This is a genomic window from Leptospira mayottensis 200901116 (assembly GCF_000306675.2).
GTDB classification, from domain to species: Bacteria; Spirochaetota; Leptospiria; order Leptospirales; family Leptospiraceae; genus Leptospira; species Leptospira mayottensis.
The window spans coordinates 2,893,248-2,910,000 of sequence record NZ_CP024871.1 but is presented as its reverse complement, the minus strand read 5'-3'; the positions used below and the strand labels follow the sequence as shown (position 1 = coordinate 2,910,000).

Here is a 16,753-nt window from a genome sequence, read left to right as displayed (position 1 = left end):
AGCGTGACTACGGTGGGTCCTCCGGCCACAGTCGGAATTCCGCTTATGGCGCCGGTGATAGAGCTGATGCTTAAACCTGTCGGAAGATTTGTGGCCGTATAATTACTAAATTGACAATTCCGATTCGCTGTTATCGTAGAATTTGAAATGGCAGAACCCGAGGAGTTCGTTGCCGCAAATTGAATACCCAGAGGGTTGATCGAAGAACCTATTTGTGCAATTGTATCGGAGGTTGATATTGTTACGTTAGTTGGGCATGGATTTGAAGATTGATTTGAATTTGCCCCCGAAGGCAAGCTCGAAAGCAACAACAAATCCGTAATTGAATTTCCCGTAATGGAGCCGTCTTCTTTTTTCTTATCTTCACAAGAAGCGAGAAAAAGCCCCATGATAAGTAAGATCGCAAATGTTTTTTTCATTTATTTTGTCCTTTTTTAGGTTTTGTACTCTTTTATAAAATAAACGCATGTTATTTCTGTGGACGGTATGATTTTATTTGTGATGTTAGTCAAATAAAAAATCACAAAATTAATTAAAAAGTAATTTGTTGTCAAAATAATTTTTGGTTTAAACGTCGTATCGTATTTTCACTTCCGTTCCGGATTGTCTGATCCAAAAACAGGAACACGGAGTCTTGTCCGGTCGAACGAGAATTTCGAAGGTTTCATCAAAGTGCATGTTCGGCTAAGACTTACTCAATACTCTCAAAAAAATGAAACTCGCTTTGTTTGTTGAAAGCGGAGAAAATAAAAATGAGGGTTCTTAACGGTTTGGTGATTTTGATCTTTCTTGCCGATTTGATGCGACTGTCCTTAGAGACGTTTTTTGTGATTCGAGTCGTTCTGAAGTTTGTCGAACTCTAACAACGATTTTGGTTTGTGGCAGGTTTACAATGTTGAAAATCAAAAAGGGATATTAGAAGTTATCTCGAAAATATTTTGTCTTTAGAGCTTGTCCCAAAACCTATTTCCAGGACATTCTAATTAAAATGATAGCAAATGCGATTTGGAATAATGCCTTATAATTTTCAAATTTGAATTCCCAACAAGTTTTTATGGCTCTAAATGCATTAAACCAAGCAAAAGTACGTTCGACTGTCCATCTAAAAGGATTTAGCGGAGCAATCCATTCAGGATTTCTCGCATTCTTTTTATTTGGAATTCGATATTGAATATTCTTCTTTTTTAAATTGTTCTTAATCGTTTTGTTAGAGTAAGCCTTATCTAAAGAAAGGATTTCTGGTTTAAGCAATTTTTTGTTTCTAAATACTTTGAACTTTTCTAAAGTAGGAAAAAGTAATTTAGAATCGTGAGTTCCTGCCGAAGCGATTACAAAAGCTACAGGTGCTCCACGCCGATCGACGAGAATATGCCTTTTAAGGCCTCTTTTGCCGCGATCCGTCGGGTTTGGACCCGTGAAAGCCCCCCTTTGGGAGCTCTTGCGAAGCTACCATCAGATGCCATTCTTTTAGTTCTAATTTTAACAGTGCGCTCATAAAGTTTTAATGCTTCTTTTTCAATTTTATCAAAAACTCCGCTGGCTACCCATTCCTGAAATCTTCTATGTAACGTTGATTTTGAACCGAACATCGGAGGTATATATCTCCATTGAATTCCTGTTCTTACCCTGTAAAATATTGCGGCCATCGCCACTCTATCATCAAGCCGAGGACGACCTCCTTTCTTGGAGTTTGTTTTACGCTTTGGTAGCAAGGGATGAAGGCGTTTCCAAATCTCTTCAGGGATATCTAAATGACCTAAATCTGATTTCATATGTCATATCTATTTCCTGAGACTACAAGTACAAGGAGGTTTTGGGACAAGCTCTTACTTAAACCGCCTATTCCGATCATTCTAGGTGTTTTCAAGACAACTTCTTCTAATGACGGTTCTTGAGGAGGTTTCGTTGATCTCCCGAAAATTCTTGAATTTCTGAAAACGGGACGAAAACTGACCAATCAAACGAACGGGATCGCAAAATTCGCGTGCGTTTCCGCGGATTTGAATCTGCGTAAATCGTATGTCTGGAAATGATAAAAAAGTCATAGAGCAGAATTCTCACGGTGAATTTGAACTTACCGCTTATGGGGAATTTTTAAGTTATTTCCATACTCATATCCAGCTCTTTAACGGGCTTATATCTGCTAAAAAAATTTCCCCAACTGATCAGGAAGTTCTCAAACAGAAAGTACGTTCTTATATCGTAGGTAATATTCAAAAAACGGAGCAATTCTTCGATCATCTGCCAAAGTTTGCGGAATTTCTAGGGATGTCGCAGACGGATCTTTCCGCGTTTATGACGAAAAATTTCATGAATACGCATGCAGGGATCAAAAGCAAACTCATCGAACAGGAAAAGGCGAACGTTGGCAAACCTAAAAAGAAAAAGTATGCACGTATTTCCGAAGAGATCGTAGAAACGATCGGTGTTTTAGTCGCTCCCGGAAAAAGATTTATTGGGATGGAGGGTTACGTTGTACTCCGGGACGACGCGACTGGAAAGGATCTCGAACCGTCCGTTTCTTCTTTCGGGGAAACTCCGAAATCTGCCGAAGAAAGTTCCGTTAAGAAGGTTACGGCTTCGGTTGCGCCAACACCTTTGAAAAAACTTCCGGAAAAATTGATTCTTACCGAACTCGTGGAGAAATTTGGCTCTGAATTTTCGGGCAACACACTCGTATTGAAAAAGGAAGAATTGGACGAAGGGGAGCTTGCAAATCATGTCGCGGTCGACGACAACGAGGAATTGTTGACCGAAGTGGAAGATCTTCAATTCGGTGGATTCCACGAGCCTATATTTGTAGAAGAAATTCCGATGGAACCGGAAGAGCCTCCCGTGAATATTCCATTTTCCAAATATATGGAAAGTATAAATCGTGTTCGACAGTTTCAAAAAGAAGGGCAACCGGACGCTTATAAAAAATGGGTGATGACTCTTTCTCCGGAGCTTAGTGCACTCGTTCAACTTCATTCGTTCGTATTGAAAGAAATGAAAAACGAACCCATCGATTGGAATTCGATCATCTCTTCTATTTCCTCTCGAATCGGCTTAGAAGATTCGAGACTTTGGAAAGTCTTGGAACTCACCCGTGTTTTTGCCGAACTCAGAGCTGGTTTAGAAGTGGCTTTCGTTTCTTCTAAAGCTGCCGGATCTAGAATGGAAGAACTCGTAAAAAAAGCTTGGCCTCATATTCTCAAAATCTTCGAAGAGTATCCGAATATCTCTTCTTTGCGTCAAAAATTGGATCAGCTTTTTGCGAGAATTCCGGATGCCACTCAGAGAAAAAAACTTTCCGATCTTTTTCTTCCCGTTCTTCAGAAACTCTAATCGAATTTTTTCATTTTGAATTTCATTTTTGGAACTACACGTTTCGGATCCATTGTTTGAAAACGGATTTGATTCTTTTTCAAAGTTGTTCGAATCCGATGATGTTAATTACTGAAAGTTAAAGTAGTTTGTCATTTAAGGAACCGAAGAAAAACTAGAAATTTCTAGTGAGAGAGAATTGTGATTCTTTCTGCAATCAACAATCATAGGATTTTTATAAAACAGCGCGGTAGTTCACACTTCGAGTAGCGAGGGTTGGCGTAAGACTCTAAAATATAGTCATTAGTCATAAACACTTTGCAAAAGGAGTTCTTCGCACTTTAACAAAACCGGGCTTTGTCGATTCCCAATGAAAAAATTAGTAAATAAATCGTATTTACGGAACTTTTGGATAAATTTGTGACTGAAAGTTTCGTATCGATTCTTTGTCAACCTTCAATCAAATTTCGATTCTTTCGAAAAGAATCTTATTTTTTTAGATCTGGAATAGTGTTTGAAGTTGTGTTATACTTGAAAACGAAATAAAGAAAACCCAGCAATTAGAAAGTCTTTTTTGAAAGTAAGGAGTTCCCACGTTTCGAGTGGTGAGGTTTTAGTGACGAGGAGTTAGGGTTTTGGTGAATCGGAGTAACACGAAAAAACTCCTACTACGAAAAGCCACATTTTTTACCAGCCGAGTACAGTCTGATTTACAACAGATTCTTATTTCAATCCCGTCTTTTAAAAGAATGTTTTCAATTTACTTAACTCTCAATTTATTGGACAATAGCTGGGGAATTTTGCTGAAATTTCAGCCATAAACTATAGACGGCCCGACGTTTTATGGAAACCAGGGAAATTGGATGATGAGGGATCTCTGCAGATGAATGATCTAAAAGAACAATTACAACTTCAAAGGTATCTGGAGAAAAACGGACTTTATGAGAAGTCCTTCGAACACGATAACTGCGGAGTAGGATTTGTTGCTTCCTTTCAGGGTGAAAATAGCCACAGAATCGTATCTATGGGGCTTAAGGCGGTCGCATGCCTGACGCACAGAGGGGCGGTGGATGCAGATATGGTTACCGGAGACGGGGCCGGTATCATGATCCAGATTCCTAAAAAGTTGTTCGCTACTTATATCGAAGAAATGGGTCATAGACGACCCGAAGAGGATTCCATTGGAGTAGGGATGATCTTTCTTCCGAGAGAAGACATCGATAAACAAGATATGTGCCGCAGTCTCGTCGAGTCCGCGCTTATGGAGTTTAACTTTAAACTTTATGCATGGAGATATGTTCCCGTAAATCCGGAAGTACTCGGACCCAAAGCCAATCAATCCAGGCCTCAGATCGAACAAGTCCTTATCGGCAAACCGGAAGGAATGTCGAACGACGACTTTGAAACCAAACTCTTTTTGATTCAGAAAAAATTGATGAGGGATGCAGATCGTCATTCTCTCGCGGGAGATCTTTATATCTGTTCTCTTTCCTCGGAAAGAATCGTATTCAAGGGGCTTTTCAACGGAAATCAGGTTTCCCAGTTTTATGAAGACTTGAATTCGGAGGAGATGATTTCTCCGTACTGTATCTTTCACCAAAGATATTCCACGAACACATTTCCCTCTTGGGCTCTGGCGCAACCGTTTCGGATTCTCGCACACAACGGAGAGATCAACACGATCGCAGGAAACAGAATCTGGATGCTTGCCCGAGAAGAGGAACTTGAGTGTAAAAAATGGGGTGAATATCAAAAGGAAATTCACCCGATCATTCGCCCTCACATGAGCGATTCCGCCAGTTTGGACAACGCAATGGAGGCGATCGTTCGGTCCGGAAAGGACGTTCTCCAAGCCAAAGCGATGCTTGTTCCGAATGCTTGGTCCAAAAACCTAACGATGTCGGAAGAGTTGAAAAGCTTTTACGAATATAATAATACTTTAATAGAACCCTGGGATGGTCCGGCTGCTCTTGCTTTTGCGGAAGGAGATTGGATCGGAGGAGCTCTGGATAGAAACGGTCTTCGTCCCGCACGTTATGCGGTTACGGAAGACGGTCTTTTGGTCATGGGTTCCGAAGCCGGTCTTGTTCAAGTGGACGAGGAAATTGTAACAAAAAAAGGACGTCTCGGTCCCGGAGAGATGATCGGGATCAATTTAAAAGAGAAAAAACTCTATTATAACGAGGACATCAACTCTCTCTTCGAAAAAAGATACGATTATAGAGAATGGTCCAAAGAGAACGTATCTTATCTCAACCAGGATTTGGATTCTTCCATCAACGAAACGATCACCTACAAAGGTGATGATCTTAAGAGAAGACAAATCTTATTCGCGTATTCTCCGTTTAAACAAAAATCGGTGATCAAACCGCAGGCACACCAGGCAAAAGAAGCGATCAGTTCGATGGGGGATGATACTCCTCTTTCTATTCTGATGCTTTCCAGAATCGGTCTTTACACCTATTTCCGTCAGAGATTCGCTCAGGTAACAAACCCACCAATCGACTACATAAGAGAAAAAGGTGTGACCTCTCTTTACACTCGTCTTGTAAAAAAGATGAACCTTTTCGGGGACGAAAAACCCCAGAACTGTCTGGTTCTTTCCCATCCGTATCTCACCAATCTGGATCTGAAAAGAATCCGGGAAATGGAAGGGAAGCCGTATAAAATTCTCACGTTAGATGCAACATTTGAGGCGCATCTGGAATCCACTTCGAATCGTAACTATCTTGAAATCGCGCTCGACGCGCTTCTTGAACAGGCGCTTCAAGCCGCGAAATCCGGAACGAACATTCTAGTGCTTTCCGATAAGAGACTTGCTAAAGAAAGGGCTCCGATCCCGATGGAACTCGCCGTTGCCGCGGTTCACAACCATCTGATCCGAAACAAAACACGTTCCGCGGTTTCGATTTTGGTTGAAACCGGTTCCGCATTCGAAATCCATAATGTGGCAGTGCTTCTTGGTTACGGTGCATCTGGAGTCAACAGCTATTTGATCTGGGATACGTTATTCGACCTTTGGGAAAGGGGAGAATTTGACGGAGAAGACGGAGTCCGCCCTGAGTTTCATAAGATTTGCGAAAACTACCGTTACGGAGTGGACGACGGACTTTTGAAAATCATGTCCAAGATGGGAATTTCTATTCTTTCCTCTTACGTGGGCGGTCAGGTGTTTGAAGCGATCGGTCTTTCTAGAACTCTCGTATCCAAGTATTTTCCCGGAACGTATTCCAGAATTTCAGGAATCGGAATCGGCGGGATCGAACAGAACATTCTTAGAAATCACGAGCAGGCGTTTTATAAGGAGATCAATCCGGAAGATTTTATCTCCGAAAAGGACGATCAACCTCACCGTTGGTCTCCTAGAGTCGTTAAGTTCTTAAGAAAGGCGGCGGTCGATAACGACTACGAAGCTTTCAAAGAAGCGACCAAAATTCTCAAAGAAAGCGATCCGATCAATATCCGAGATCTATTTGACTTTGTTGCGAAAAAACCGATCCCGATCGAAGAAGTGGAAACCGTTACCGAAATTCAAAAACGTTTCTTAACTCCGGGAATGTCCCACGGTGCGTTGTCCATCGAGGCGCATACGGATCTTGCGATCGCCATGAATCGGTTAGGCGCTAAGTCTTCCTCCGGAGAAGGTGGAGAAAATCCTTCCCGTTATGTTGTGAACGAAAACGGAGATCTTGCCAATTCTTCCATCAAACAAATTGCTTCGGGAAGATTCGGTGTCACTTCGGAATATCTAAACTCCGCAACTGAGATCGAAATCAAAATCGCGCAAGGTGCAAAACCGGGAGAAGGTGGTCAACTTCCAGGTAAGAAGAACAACGAGGAAATCGCGACTAACCGTCACACTCCGATGGGAATCGATTTGATTTCTCCTCCTCCGCACCATGATATTTATTCGATTGAGGATTTATCTCAGCTCATCTACGATTTGAAGATGGCGAACCATAAAGCGCAGGTTTCCGTAAAACTCGTGTCCGAAGCAGGAGTGGGAACGATTGCTGCCGGAGTTGCCAAAGCGAATGCGGACGTGATCCTTATTTCCGGTCACGTGGGTGGAACGGGAGCGGCTCCGATTACTTCGATCAAATATGCTGGTTCTCCTTGGGAACTAGGACTTTCTGAAACACATCAAGTTTTAGTAATGAATGGACTGCGTGATAGAGTCGTTCTCCGAACGGACGGTGGTATCGTTTCCGGAAGGGATGTTATCATAGCGGCTTGTTTGGGCGCGGAAGAATACGGAGTGGGAACCGCGTCCCTTGTTGCACTTGGTTGTATCATGGCGAGAAAATGTCACTTGAACAATTGTCCTACCGGAATCGCGACTCAGGATATTAAGTTCCGTGCGAAATACAAAGGATCTCCGGATCAACTCGTAAATCTATTCACTTGTCTCGCTCTCGAAGTGAGGGAACATCTCGCGGAACTCGGATTCAGATCCATCGACGAGATCATCGGAAGAACCGATCTCTTAAAACAGATTACACGCTACGAAAGAGACCGTTTGGATTCTCTCGATCTCAATCCGATTCTTGTTCGTTTGCCTCTATTTTACGATCCTGCAAAACAGAAAAAAGACAGATCCGTTCGCAAAGAACCGATCGGAGAAGTGTTGGATGATCGTATCATAAAAGACGCCGAAAAAGCGCTCGAAGGAAAATCTTCTATGGCTCTTTCTTATTTGGTGCGCAACACGAATAGAACCGTGGGAGCGAAGATCTCCGGTTTGATCGCTAGAAAATACGGTTCCAAAGGTTTACCTGGAAAGTTGGAAATCATCTTAGAAGGAACTGCAGGGCAATCTTTAGGAGCTTGGCTCGTGAAAGGGGTTCAAATCACCTTACACGGAGATGCGAACGATTACGTAGGTAAGGGACTCTGTGGAGGTGTGATCGTGATCAAAAAACACCGAAAATCCAAGTTCAAAGCCTATGAAAATACGATTATCGGAAACACTTGTCTTTATGGTGCGACTTCCGGAAAGCTTTTTTGTTCCGGAAGAGCGGGAGAACGTTTCGGAGTTCGAAACTCGGGAGCGGATGCGGTCGTAGGCGGAGCGGGAGATCACTTTCTCGAATACATGACCAGCGGAACCATTGTTTGTCTCGGAAGTGTAGGTAAGAATATGGGAGCCGGTATGACCGGAGGAAGCGCGTATTTCTTTCAAAAAGGATGGGATGTCCAATCTCTTCTAAACAAAGAATATGTGAAGACAGTGGATCTGGAAAACAGCGATTACGAGGTCATCAAAAACCTTATCTCCGAACATTCCAAACTGACCGGTTCCGATCTTTCGGAAGGAATTTTAAAGGATTTCGAAACGAATAAAAATTATTTCGTAAAGGTAGTTCCGAAATAACATTATAAAAACTGAATAAATTTTGCTGATGTCGCAACCCAGAGGCTAAATCGGACGCTCCTCCGACATCGGAATTTGCAAAAGCAAATCCGCCGCCGTCAGGCCATGGTTATCTCAGAAACATTAGGCGGCATAAGCCAGAAGAGGAGGCGAACAAATGAAATATACTCTAATAGTAATCAATCTAACAATTCTTTTATCTACAGTCGAGGCATCAGATTGTGTTCGTTCAACGCCAATTTCGACTATGAAATCTAATTCGCCATATAAGGTTACTGAGCTTAATAAAAAAACATGGATTTATAAGGAACAAGTTGAAATAGATCCAAACACAAAAATAATAATCGAAAATAAAGGATGTGAATCTTACTGGATTGAATATCGAATTTTCCTTTCAAATTTAGATAATAATGTAAATGCTTATGAGCGATTAATTGAAGTTATAAAAGCAATCAGCAGATTTAATAATTCATCTATTAATTTGGTAAAAGTAATCTCTATTCTAAAAAAAACGGCTGAGATCAAAATCTACAAGGGTGAAAATAAAATCTCAGAGAACGAATTGGGGGAGTCTTTTACTCTAAGTAAGAAAAAGAAAAAAGATGGAACCGTTCAATTCACATTATCTGCCGTAGTTGGTTTGTAAAAATATAGCTTTAAAGTGAAATGAATAGAGTTGGTTTGATGATTTCTTGGAAACAAGAACCAATCTATGTTGTTAATTATGTGTAATAGTTAAAGTTAATCTTACACTCCGTTCTTGTTTATAACGAAAACTGTAAGTTGTCGAGATACTTATTCTTAGCTAATTTCTTCGTGTCAAGGAAAGTCTGCATCGGAGTTTTACCAAAACAATACTTGCCTTGATGCGTACGTTCCTTGTTATATGAATCGATCCACTGATCCAAATCTTTTTGCAAATCTTCAATCGAATTGTATACCTTCCTTCTGAAAGCAATCGCATAGAATTCGTCTTGAATGGTTCTGTGAAATCTTTCACAAATACCGTTGGACTGAGGATGTCTTGCTTTTGTTTTCGAATGATCGATATCTTCCAAAGCAAGGAACAGTTGGAATTCATGGTGTTCCCTATTTCCACAATACTTTAGTTCCTCTATCGGTTAAAATCCTCAACAACCGAAGTCCTTCTTCTTCAAACCAGGGAATCACTTTGTCGCTTAACATATCAGCAGCTACTAATGCATTCTTCCTGTCGTAAAGTTTTGCCATTGCCACTTTAGAATAGGAATCGATAAAGTTTTCTGGTAAATCCTTCCTACGCCCTTGATTGTGTCCACGTAATACGTATCTTGGCATCCCAAGTATCCGGGATGTTTTAGTTTCTATCTCACCTTCAACTTGTTTTTCTAATTTTCTTTTTTCTAATACCTGCACTTGCGATTCGGTTAATACGGGAGAATTGCCTTGGGCCATGAACGCCTTTAAAGTCTGTCCAAAAACCTTTCAAGAAATCAGTTACAATCATTCAGTAAGTTTGTAATATAATATAGAAGTTCCCACAAATTACGTCCTTTTGATAGTTTATAAGATTTCGAGCATATTTTATAATTATTAAGTTCTCTTCGAGGTTCCTCTATTTTGAGGTTTTGGGACAGACTCTTAGTCTTTTGGAGAAGGTTTCCAAATCGTGACGAACCCATACGCTCCGAACAGTCGCAGATGCAACGTGATCCCTTGTTTCTTGAGTTCATTCGATGATCTCTGTTGACCATATGCGGGAAAGTTGATCGCCATCTTCTTTACCGCTTCTTCTTTTTCCGGTTCGATACGATTTTTAGGATTCGGTTTACGTCTGCTCAGATCTTGGAGAGCGAGTTCTCCTCTCTTCTCGTATAACTCTTGAAAACGATAGAAGCTATCTCTGGAATAGCCCATCACGTTACACGCCTTTGAGACGTTCCCCAAAGTCTCTGCTAACTTCAAAAGGCCCAGAACGCGTCCCTTAGGAAGCGTTCTGTTGAGTTTCTCCTTGTTTTATTTTAAGGAGTGTAAGATCAACTTCTAACTATTACAATTTAATCTGGCCTACGCCTGACTTTCGGCTTATCGCTTACGTTCCTTCCTCGCTCTTGTCCAGCACGTTGCTTTTGTTTTTAATAACTCTGGCGATTCTAATATACATTCTTTTTCTAAATCAACTTCAAAAAAACAGAGACTGCGTGTTTTACATCTTCTCTTCCGTCCCTTTGGAAAAGAGACGAAGGCTTTCCCTTCCAAGAGAGAACGTTTACGATCGACGGATCGAATCGAAACGAGAATAATTCTTCGTTGGAGATATATGCGGAGGGAATTTCTTCGTTCAAACTTCTGCGAAGATAAGGAACCTCGGGAAAGTTTCCGCGATCCGTGTAAAGAAGAGGAGTTTTCGCATAAACGGATTCACTCATGATTCCGTAGCCCGGTTTGGTGATCACGTAATCGCAAGCGGTTAAAAGATCCGGGTAGTGAACTCCAGAAAGTTGGATGATTCCATCTCTTTGTTTTTTAGGAATTTGTGTAAAATCGAAATCAGTTCCCGAAAGAACGATCGTATATTTTTCCGAATCAAAACACTCCCAGTGAAACCTGGAAGTTTCCACACCGTACGCGCCGAACGAAAACAGAAGATGAATTTTATCTTTGGGAAGTTGGAAGAATTCCTTTGCGGCCTCTTTATTCAAGTAGGGTCTTCTTCCTACAAGTCCGATTTGTTTATGATCCGCCAAGGAAGGCGCAGGACAGGCGAAAGGAAGAAGTAACCCGAACGTAGCATGATAGTATTCCTCGTATAGTATTTTTGCGGTTCGTTCAAAAATGGGGGATTCTTTTGCATAACCGGAGTAGATAAAATCCCAAGTGAAATTTCCTATAAATAACGAAGGAATTTTGATCTTATCCGCAACCATAAAGGGAAGAGAAGCCGAATCCGATATGATCAGTTTCGTCTCGAAATCAAGACAGGAATCGATTTCGGAAATTTGAATATACCGTTTTTTTAAATCGAATTCCTTGAGATTCTCTTCCGTAGCGGGAATATCGATGGAAAGGGAATCTTTCTGGATCATTCCCACGTCCACAACTTTTTTGCGGACGCGTAGACGTTCAAGATTTTTGGAATCCTCTTCTGAAAGAGAAAGTGTGGTTAAAAATTTTTCCCGAACGGTTACAAGATCAATTTCCAATTCTGAAAAACTACGAAGTAGGTAGAGGATGATTTCCATGGATCGGCTGATATGACCGAAGCCGTGACCGCTTACATAATATGTAATTTTCACGTTTGGGAACCCTGTCGAATCACTTCGTACATTAAGATTCCTGCAGACATTGCGAGATTAAGAGAATCCGCTTCCCCGAACATCGGAAGAGAAAGATATTCGTCGGAATAATTTCTTGCATAAGAAGAAAGTCCGTATTGTTCCGATCCAAAGACAAGGGCGATCTTTCCTTTGAGGTCCGCGTCAAAGTAAAGTTTTTTTGCCTCCGGTGTTACGGCTAATGTTCTATAATGATTTTTCTTCAAGATCTCGTAGATCGTTTCGATTTCTCCGAGATAAACATCCAGAGTGAACAAGGTTCCGGTGGAAGCGCGGATCACGTTCGGATTGAACAGATCCAGTTTCGGGTCGGCGACGATTACCGTATGGAATCCCGCGCCTTCCGCGGTTCGAAGGATCGTCCCGAGATTTCCCGGTTTTTCCACGCCTTCAATAACTAAAATAGGTTTCAATTTTTTGAATGTATCTGATTCTCTCTCGAAAAAATCCAGTCCTATCGGAAAAAAATGCGCGGTTGCGATAAGTCCGTCCGGTCTATCTCTATAGGAAATTTTTTCGAAGACCTTTTTCGGAACTTTGATGTTTTTGACTCCGATCGAACGGATGAGAGAAAATTCGTTTTCACCAAGGAAACATTCGGGAGAATAGAGTACGTTTTGAAATCGAACCTTACCTGATTTTTGCGCTCTGAGAATTTCACGATACCCTTCGATAAAAAAAAGCCCCGAAGTTTCCCTATGTTTTTTTTCTTTGAGATTGGAAATATGTTTCAGTTTCTCGTTTGAAAAACTTGTGATCTCTAAAAATGAAATATCTCCGTTCAAAGCGAAAGTCTCTCCGATACGTAAATACAATTCGAACCGGCGGGGTAAAGTCTTCCGTTTTCTTCCAGAATGGAAAGTTCCCCAAGATAAAAACGACCTTTGTTGTGGATTCTTCCCTCTAAAATTCTTTGAAGGGCCAATGGGCTAAAACCCGTAGAGTGACAAGTGAGAACGATAAAGTCTGGTTTATTTCCGCAGAGTTGCATAAGAAGGTCCATGAGTTCGGGAAGATCTTTTTCGATCTTAAAAACTTCCCCACTGGCTCCTCTTCCGAATGTGGGAGGATCCAAAATAAAACCGCGATAATCTTTGCCTCTTTTGATTTCCCGTTTTAAAAACTTCAGAACGTCTTCCACCATCCAACGGACCTTTTTGTCCGCGAGACCGGAAGCGCTTGCGTTGTCCCGCGCCCAGTCTACCATTCCTTTAGAAGAATCCAGATGGCACACCGAAGCTCCTCCGTCTAACACTGCCAAGGTGGAAATTCCCGAATACGCGAACAGGTTTAAAACTTCCTCTTCCTTTTTTAGTCCGGAGGAAAGCTGCTGGATTGTTCTCCAGTTTTCCAACTGCTCGGCAAAGATTCCGAGGTGTCCAAAGGGAGTGAATTTTATTTTAATAGAATATTCTAAAATCTGAATGTAAAATTCTTCGTCTACTTTTTTGTGCCAATTCCAGGTTCCACCGCCCTTGTCCGAGCGAACATATTCTCCGTTGGCGTTTTTCCATAAATTCGGCTTTGTTTGGGGCCAGGCGGAAACGGGAGAAGGGCGAATGATCGTATAAGGACCGATTTGTTCGAGTTTTCGAAAGTCCCCGGAATCGAGTAGTTTATAAGAACCTGCTACGATTATCGCGTTGCGACTTTGAGAGGATCGTTCCGGTTTTTTAAGTGAATTTGTTTTCGATCGATGAGGTTCAATTTTTTTTGCAGTTTTCATAAATATGCACCTTAAAATAATTTCCTTCCGGAAAATTCTTTCTTATCGGATGATCCGCTTCCGGTTTTAAACTTGTAAACCGTTCAAATGTCCAGCCTTTTGCTTTTAGAATGTTCTGAGCGAGTGATTCCAATTCTTCCGACCGAATTCTTCCGGAACAAGAACAGAGAATGATCGTTCCCGATTCTTCCAAAGACGCAAGACAACTTCCGAACAGATAAGAGTAGGATCTGAATGCGTTTTTTCTCGATTTTGCGTCCGGCGTGAGATTGGGCGGATCGATTACGATTAGTCCAAATGTTTTGTTCCCCAGAATGTCTTCTAATTCTTGAAAAAGATTTTTCTGAACGAAACTATGTTTACAACGATTTGTATTCCTTTTTAAACTCAAAACTCTTTGAAAAGAATCTAGAGCCTGTTTTGAGCCGTCCACGGAGAGAACGGAAGTTGCTCCCGCAACTTCCATACAAATCGACGTGAGTCCAGTATGGGAAAAAAGATGAAGGCAGTTTTTATCTTTGCTGAGTTCTTTTTTTTCAAGGAGAAATCTGCGTAAATTTCTAAGGTCTAAAAAGACGCCTCCCTTTTGTCCCGGAAGTTCAACCGGAAATTGGATGCCGTAAAGTTGGATTGTTTCTCGAATTCGAAATGGTTCTTTTTCGAACTTATCTTTTCGTTTAACAGATTCCTGGTTGTCTTTTGTTGGGCCGGTTCTCATCTTGATCTGTTCGTACTTTCCTCTCCAAAGTCTCTCTTCGATCCGTTTTGTTATATTGGATAAATTCGATTTTAGTAATACAGAATTTTCTGATGTTGTCGGAAAGTCCGGTAAAGCCGGACTCCGTAAAAGTTCTGAAAAAACGGTTTTGGGATTTTGCGTCGAAGGGGCGAAATTTCGGGGAGAATTATACATTCCAGATTCCGAAGAGAGGGAAGTTGTCGATGTATCTCCGGAATTGTGTTTTCTAAAAACGAACTTGTCGTCTCCGATCTTTTCGGCGGGGTCGAATAAAATCCGTTTCGGTTGTGGTTCTCCTAATTTAGAATTTTTGCATATATCGTAGAGATTCCAAACGAGCCATCGTCCATACGCGAGTAAAGAGGATGAATAAATCCGAACGACCCAGGTTGAGTTTAATCGATCGATCGTAACTCCTGGAAAGAAGTCGTTCTCTCCGTGTAAAATTCTATATGCGTTAGTGGTTTTTCTAAGTTCGTTTCTTTTTTGTAAGGCGTAGATTAAACTTTCTCGAACCTTTTCCTTGGAAAAGGAGGGTGAAAATTGTATCACCCGAATTGCCACGAGACCTATGTCCGAATAAATTCCGGTTGCTAATGGTAAATTTTCCGTGGAAAAAAGGCTCAACCATTGTCCGTTGACAAAGGGGGAGACTGCCGAAGAAAGATTTCCACTGAAGATCCAGGGATGTTTGCGTTGGATGGAAAGTTCGCTCTTCCGATTCAGCTGATATCTACGGAACCGGAAGTTTGCCATAGGAAGGTTCAGGCTTTTTTCTTGGCCTCTTTGTAGGAAGTTTCGGTGGCACCTGTGTAGATCTGTCTTGGACGACCGATTTTCATATCGGTCGATTCGATCATTTCCTTCCACTGAGCGATCCAACCGGGAAGACGGCCCATAGCGAACATCACCGTGAACATGTTCACAGGGATTCCAAGTGCGCGATAGATGATTCCGGAATAGAAGTCGACGTTTGGATAGAGTTTCCTTTCCACAAAGTAAGGATCGTGAAGGGCGGTTTCTTCGAGTTCTTTAGCAATATCTAATAAAGAATCCTGAACCCCGAGTCTTTTCAATACGGAATCACAAGCCTTTTTGATGATCTTTGCCCTTGGATCAAAATTCTTATAAACCCTGTGACCAAATCCAGAAAGACGGAACGAATCGTTCTTATCTTTTGCTTTTTCTACGATCTTTTTAACCGGTAGACCACTTGCTTGAATCTCTTGAAGCATTTCCAACACTTCCTGGTTTGCTCCACCGTGTCTTGGTCCCCAAAGAGCGCAGATTCCAGCAGAAATTGCGCCGTAAAGATTCGCGAGCGAAGAACCTACGAGACGAACCGTGGAAGTGGAACAGTTTTGTTCGTGATCGGCGTGGAGGATCAATAATAAGTTGAGCGCCTTTACGATTTCTGGATCGATTTTGTAGTCTTCGCTAGGAACGGAGAACATCATGTTCATAAAGTTTGCACAATAGTCGAGACTGTTCAGAGGATGGATTGTAGGTTGTCCGATAGATTTTTTATACGCGAATGCGGCGATCGTCGGGAATTTTGCGAGAAGACGGATCATGGAGATGTGTCTGTGTTCTGCGTTTTCGGGATCGTAAGAATCCTGATAGTAAGTGGAAAGAGATCCGATCATAGAGGACATGATCGCCATTGGATGGCCGTCTTTCGGGAATCCGTTGTAGAGACGTTTTAGATCCTCGTGAATGAGAGTGTGCATCGTAAGTTCGTCGTTCCAACGTTTGAGTTCTGTGTCCGATGGAAGTTTTCCGTAAATCAGTAAATAGGCGACTTCGGTAAATGTGGAACTTTCCGCAAGCTGTTCGATTGGAATTCCTCTGTATCTTAATATGCCGAGTTCTCCGTCGAGAAAAGTTACCGAGCTAGTACAAGCTCCCGTGTTTAGATATCCGTTATCCAGGGTTACATATCCGGTCTGTTGACGAAGTTTTGAAATATCGATTGCTTTTTCGTTTTCGGTACCTACGATGATCGGGAGTTCGTATTCCTTCCCGTCGATTTTCAGAATTGCTACCTCTGCCATGTTTTTCTCCTAAAGAATTGTTCGTTGTTTTTACCAAGTTATCAATCGTTCAAAAATTGCGTTCTAAATCGTTTCAGATTCCTATCCTATTCCTTCCGTTAGATAGACAATCTAAAAAATCAGAATGACCCAAGAACTTGACTGAAGATTTTATTTTCATTTTAGAGTTTCTTTACGCTATACAAACGAATAGCTTTTTGGTCGTAAAGAATCTGATAGAATATAAAATCGGAATTTGTC

Annotated in this window: 10 protein-coding genes and 2 pseudogenes (1 of these 12 running past the window's edge); 3 read left to right on the top strand and 9 right to left on the bottom strand. The window is 41.5% G+C overall.

Annotated features, from left to right (window positions below):
* On the bottom strand, nt 1-419 hold the 5' portion of the coding sequence (locus tag LEP1GSC190_RS13205; protein ID WP_002746772.1) for a putative Ig domain-containing protein. The gene continues 208 nt to the left of window position 1, outside the view; 419 of the gene's 627 nt are visible here — the first part of the coding sequence; its start codon is at nt 417-419; its stop codon lies off the left edge, out of view.
* A gap of 544 nt (nt 420-963) precedes the next feature.
* Nucleotides 964-1,772 (bottom strand): IS5 family transposase gene (locus LEP1GSC190_RS13195; RefSeq protein ID WP_100224632.1). Its coding sequence is split into 2 segments (ribosomal slippage): nt 964-1,433 and nt 1,433-1,772, totalling 810 coding nucleotides; the frame shifts between segments, so codons are not numbered across the junction.
* A gap of 247 nt (nt 1,773-2,019) precedes the next feature.
* Between LEP1GSC190_RS13195 and LEP1GSC190_RS13185 the strand changes: the two genes are divergently transcribed.
* The 3 genes from LEP1GSC190_RS13185 to LEP1GSC190_RS19855 all read left to right on the top strand — a co-directional run bounded on the left by LEP1GSC190_RS13185 (nt 2,020) and on the right by LEP1GSC190_RS19855 (nt 9,326).
* On the top strand, nt 2,020-3,327 hold the full coding sequence (locus LEP1GSC190_RS13185) for a hypothetical protein (RefSeq protein WP_002745184.1): 1,308 nt from the start codon (nt 2,020-2,022) through the stop codon (nt 3,325-3,327).
* An 862-nt stretch (nt 3,328-4,189) separates the two neighbouring features.
* Nucleotides 4,190-8,680 (top strand): glutamate synthase large subunit, encoded by a 4,491-nt coding sequence (gltB, locus tag LEP1GSC190_RS13180; RefSeq protein ID WP_002745250.1) that lies wholly within the window; start codon nt 4,190-4,192, stop codon nt 8,678-8,680.
* A 157-nt stretch (nt 8,681-8,837) separates the two neighbouring features.
* Nucleotides 8,838-9,326 (top strand): hypothetical protein, encoded by a 489-nt coding sequence (locus tag LEP1GSC190_RS19855; RefSeq protein ID WP_036037121.1) that lies wholly within the window; start codon nt 8,838-8,840, stop codon nt 9,324-9,326.
* A gap of 118 nt (nt 9,327-9,444) precedes the next feature.
* Here the strand turns inward: LEP1GSC190_RS19855 and LEP1GSC190_RS13175 are convergent.
* The 7 genes and pseudogenes from LEP1GSC190_RS13175 to LEP1GSC190_RS13140 form a co-directional block, all read right to left on the bottom strand.
* A pseudogene (locus tag LEP1GSC190_RS13175) lies at nt 9,445-10,093 on the bottom strand (integrase core domain-containing protein); the annotation flags it as partial.
* Nucleotides 10,094-10,301: 208 nt separating this feature from the next.
* Nucleotides 10,302-10,633 (bottom strand): annotated as a pseudogene (locus LEP1GSC190_RS13165) (helix-turn-helix domain-containing protein); the annotation flags it as partial.
* 197 nt (nt 10,634-10,830) lie between these two features.
* Nucleotides 10,831-11,901, bottom strand: a complete 1,071-nt coding sequence (locus LEP1GSC190_RS13160) for a sugar kinase (RefSeq protein ID WP_174232283.1) — start codon at nt 11,899-11,901, stop codon at nt 10,831-10,833.
* A 50-nt stretch (nt 11,902-11,951) separates the two neighbouring features.
* Complete coding sequence (locus LEP1GSC190_RS13155) at nt 11,952-12,809, bottom strand: RNA methyltransferase (protein WP_173380631.1); 858 nt, start codon at nt 12,807-12,809, stop codon at nt 11,952-11,954.
* Nucleotides 12,776-13,720 carry a class I SAM-dependent methyltransferase gene (locus LEP1GSC190_RS13150; RefSeq protein WP_002745146.1) on the bottom strand — a complete coding sequence of 315 codons (945 nt, stop codon included), beginning with the start codon at nt 13,718-13,720 and terminating at the stop codon, nt 12,776-12,778. The genes LEP1GSC190_RS13155 and LEP1GSC190_RS13150 overlap by 34 nt, the downstream gene beginning before the upstream one ends.
* Complete coding sequence (locus LEP1GSC190_RS13145) at nt 13,698-15,185, bottom strand: class I SAM-dependent rRNA methyltransferase (protein WP_174232284.1); 1,488 nt, start codon at nt 15,183-15,185, stop codon at nt 13,698-13,700. Before LEP1GSC190_RS13145 ends, LEP1GSC190_RS13150 begins: the two co-directional genes overlap by 23 nt.
* A 38-nt stretch (nt 15,186-15,223) precedes the next feature.
* Nucleotides 15,224-16,513 (bottom strand): citrate synthase, encoded by a 1,290-nt coding sequence (locus LEP1GSC190_RS13140; RefSeq protein WP_002745186.1) that lies wholly within the window; start codon nt 16,511-16,513, stop codon nt 15,224-15,226.
* Nucleotides 16,514-16,753 lie beyond the last annotated feature (240 nt).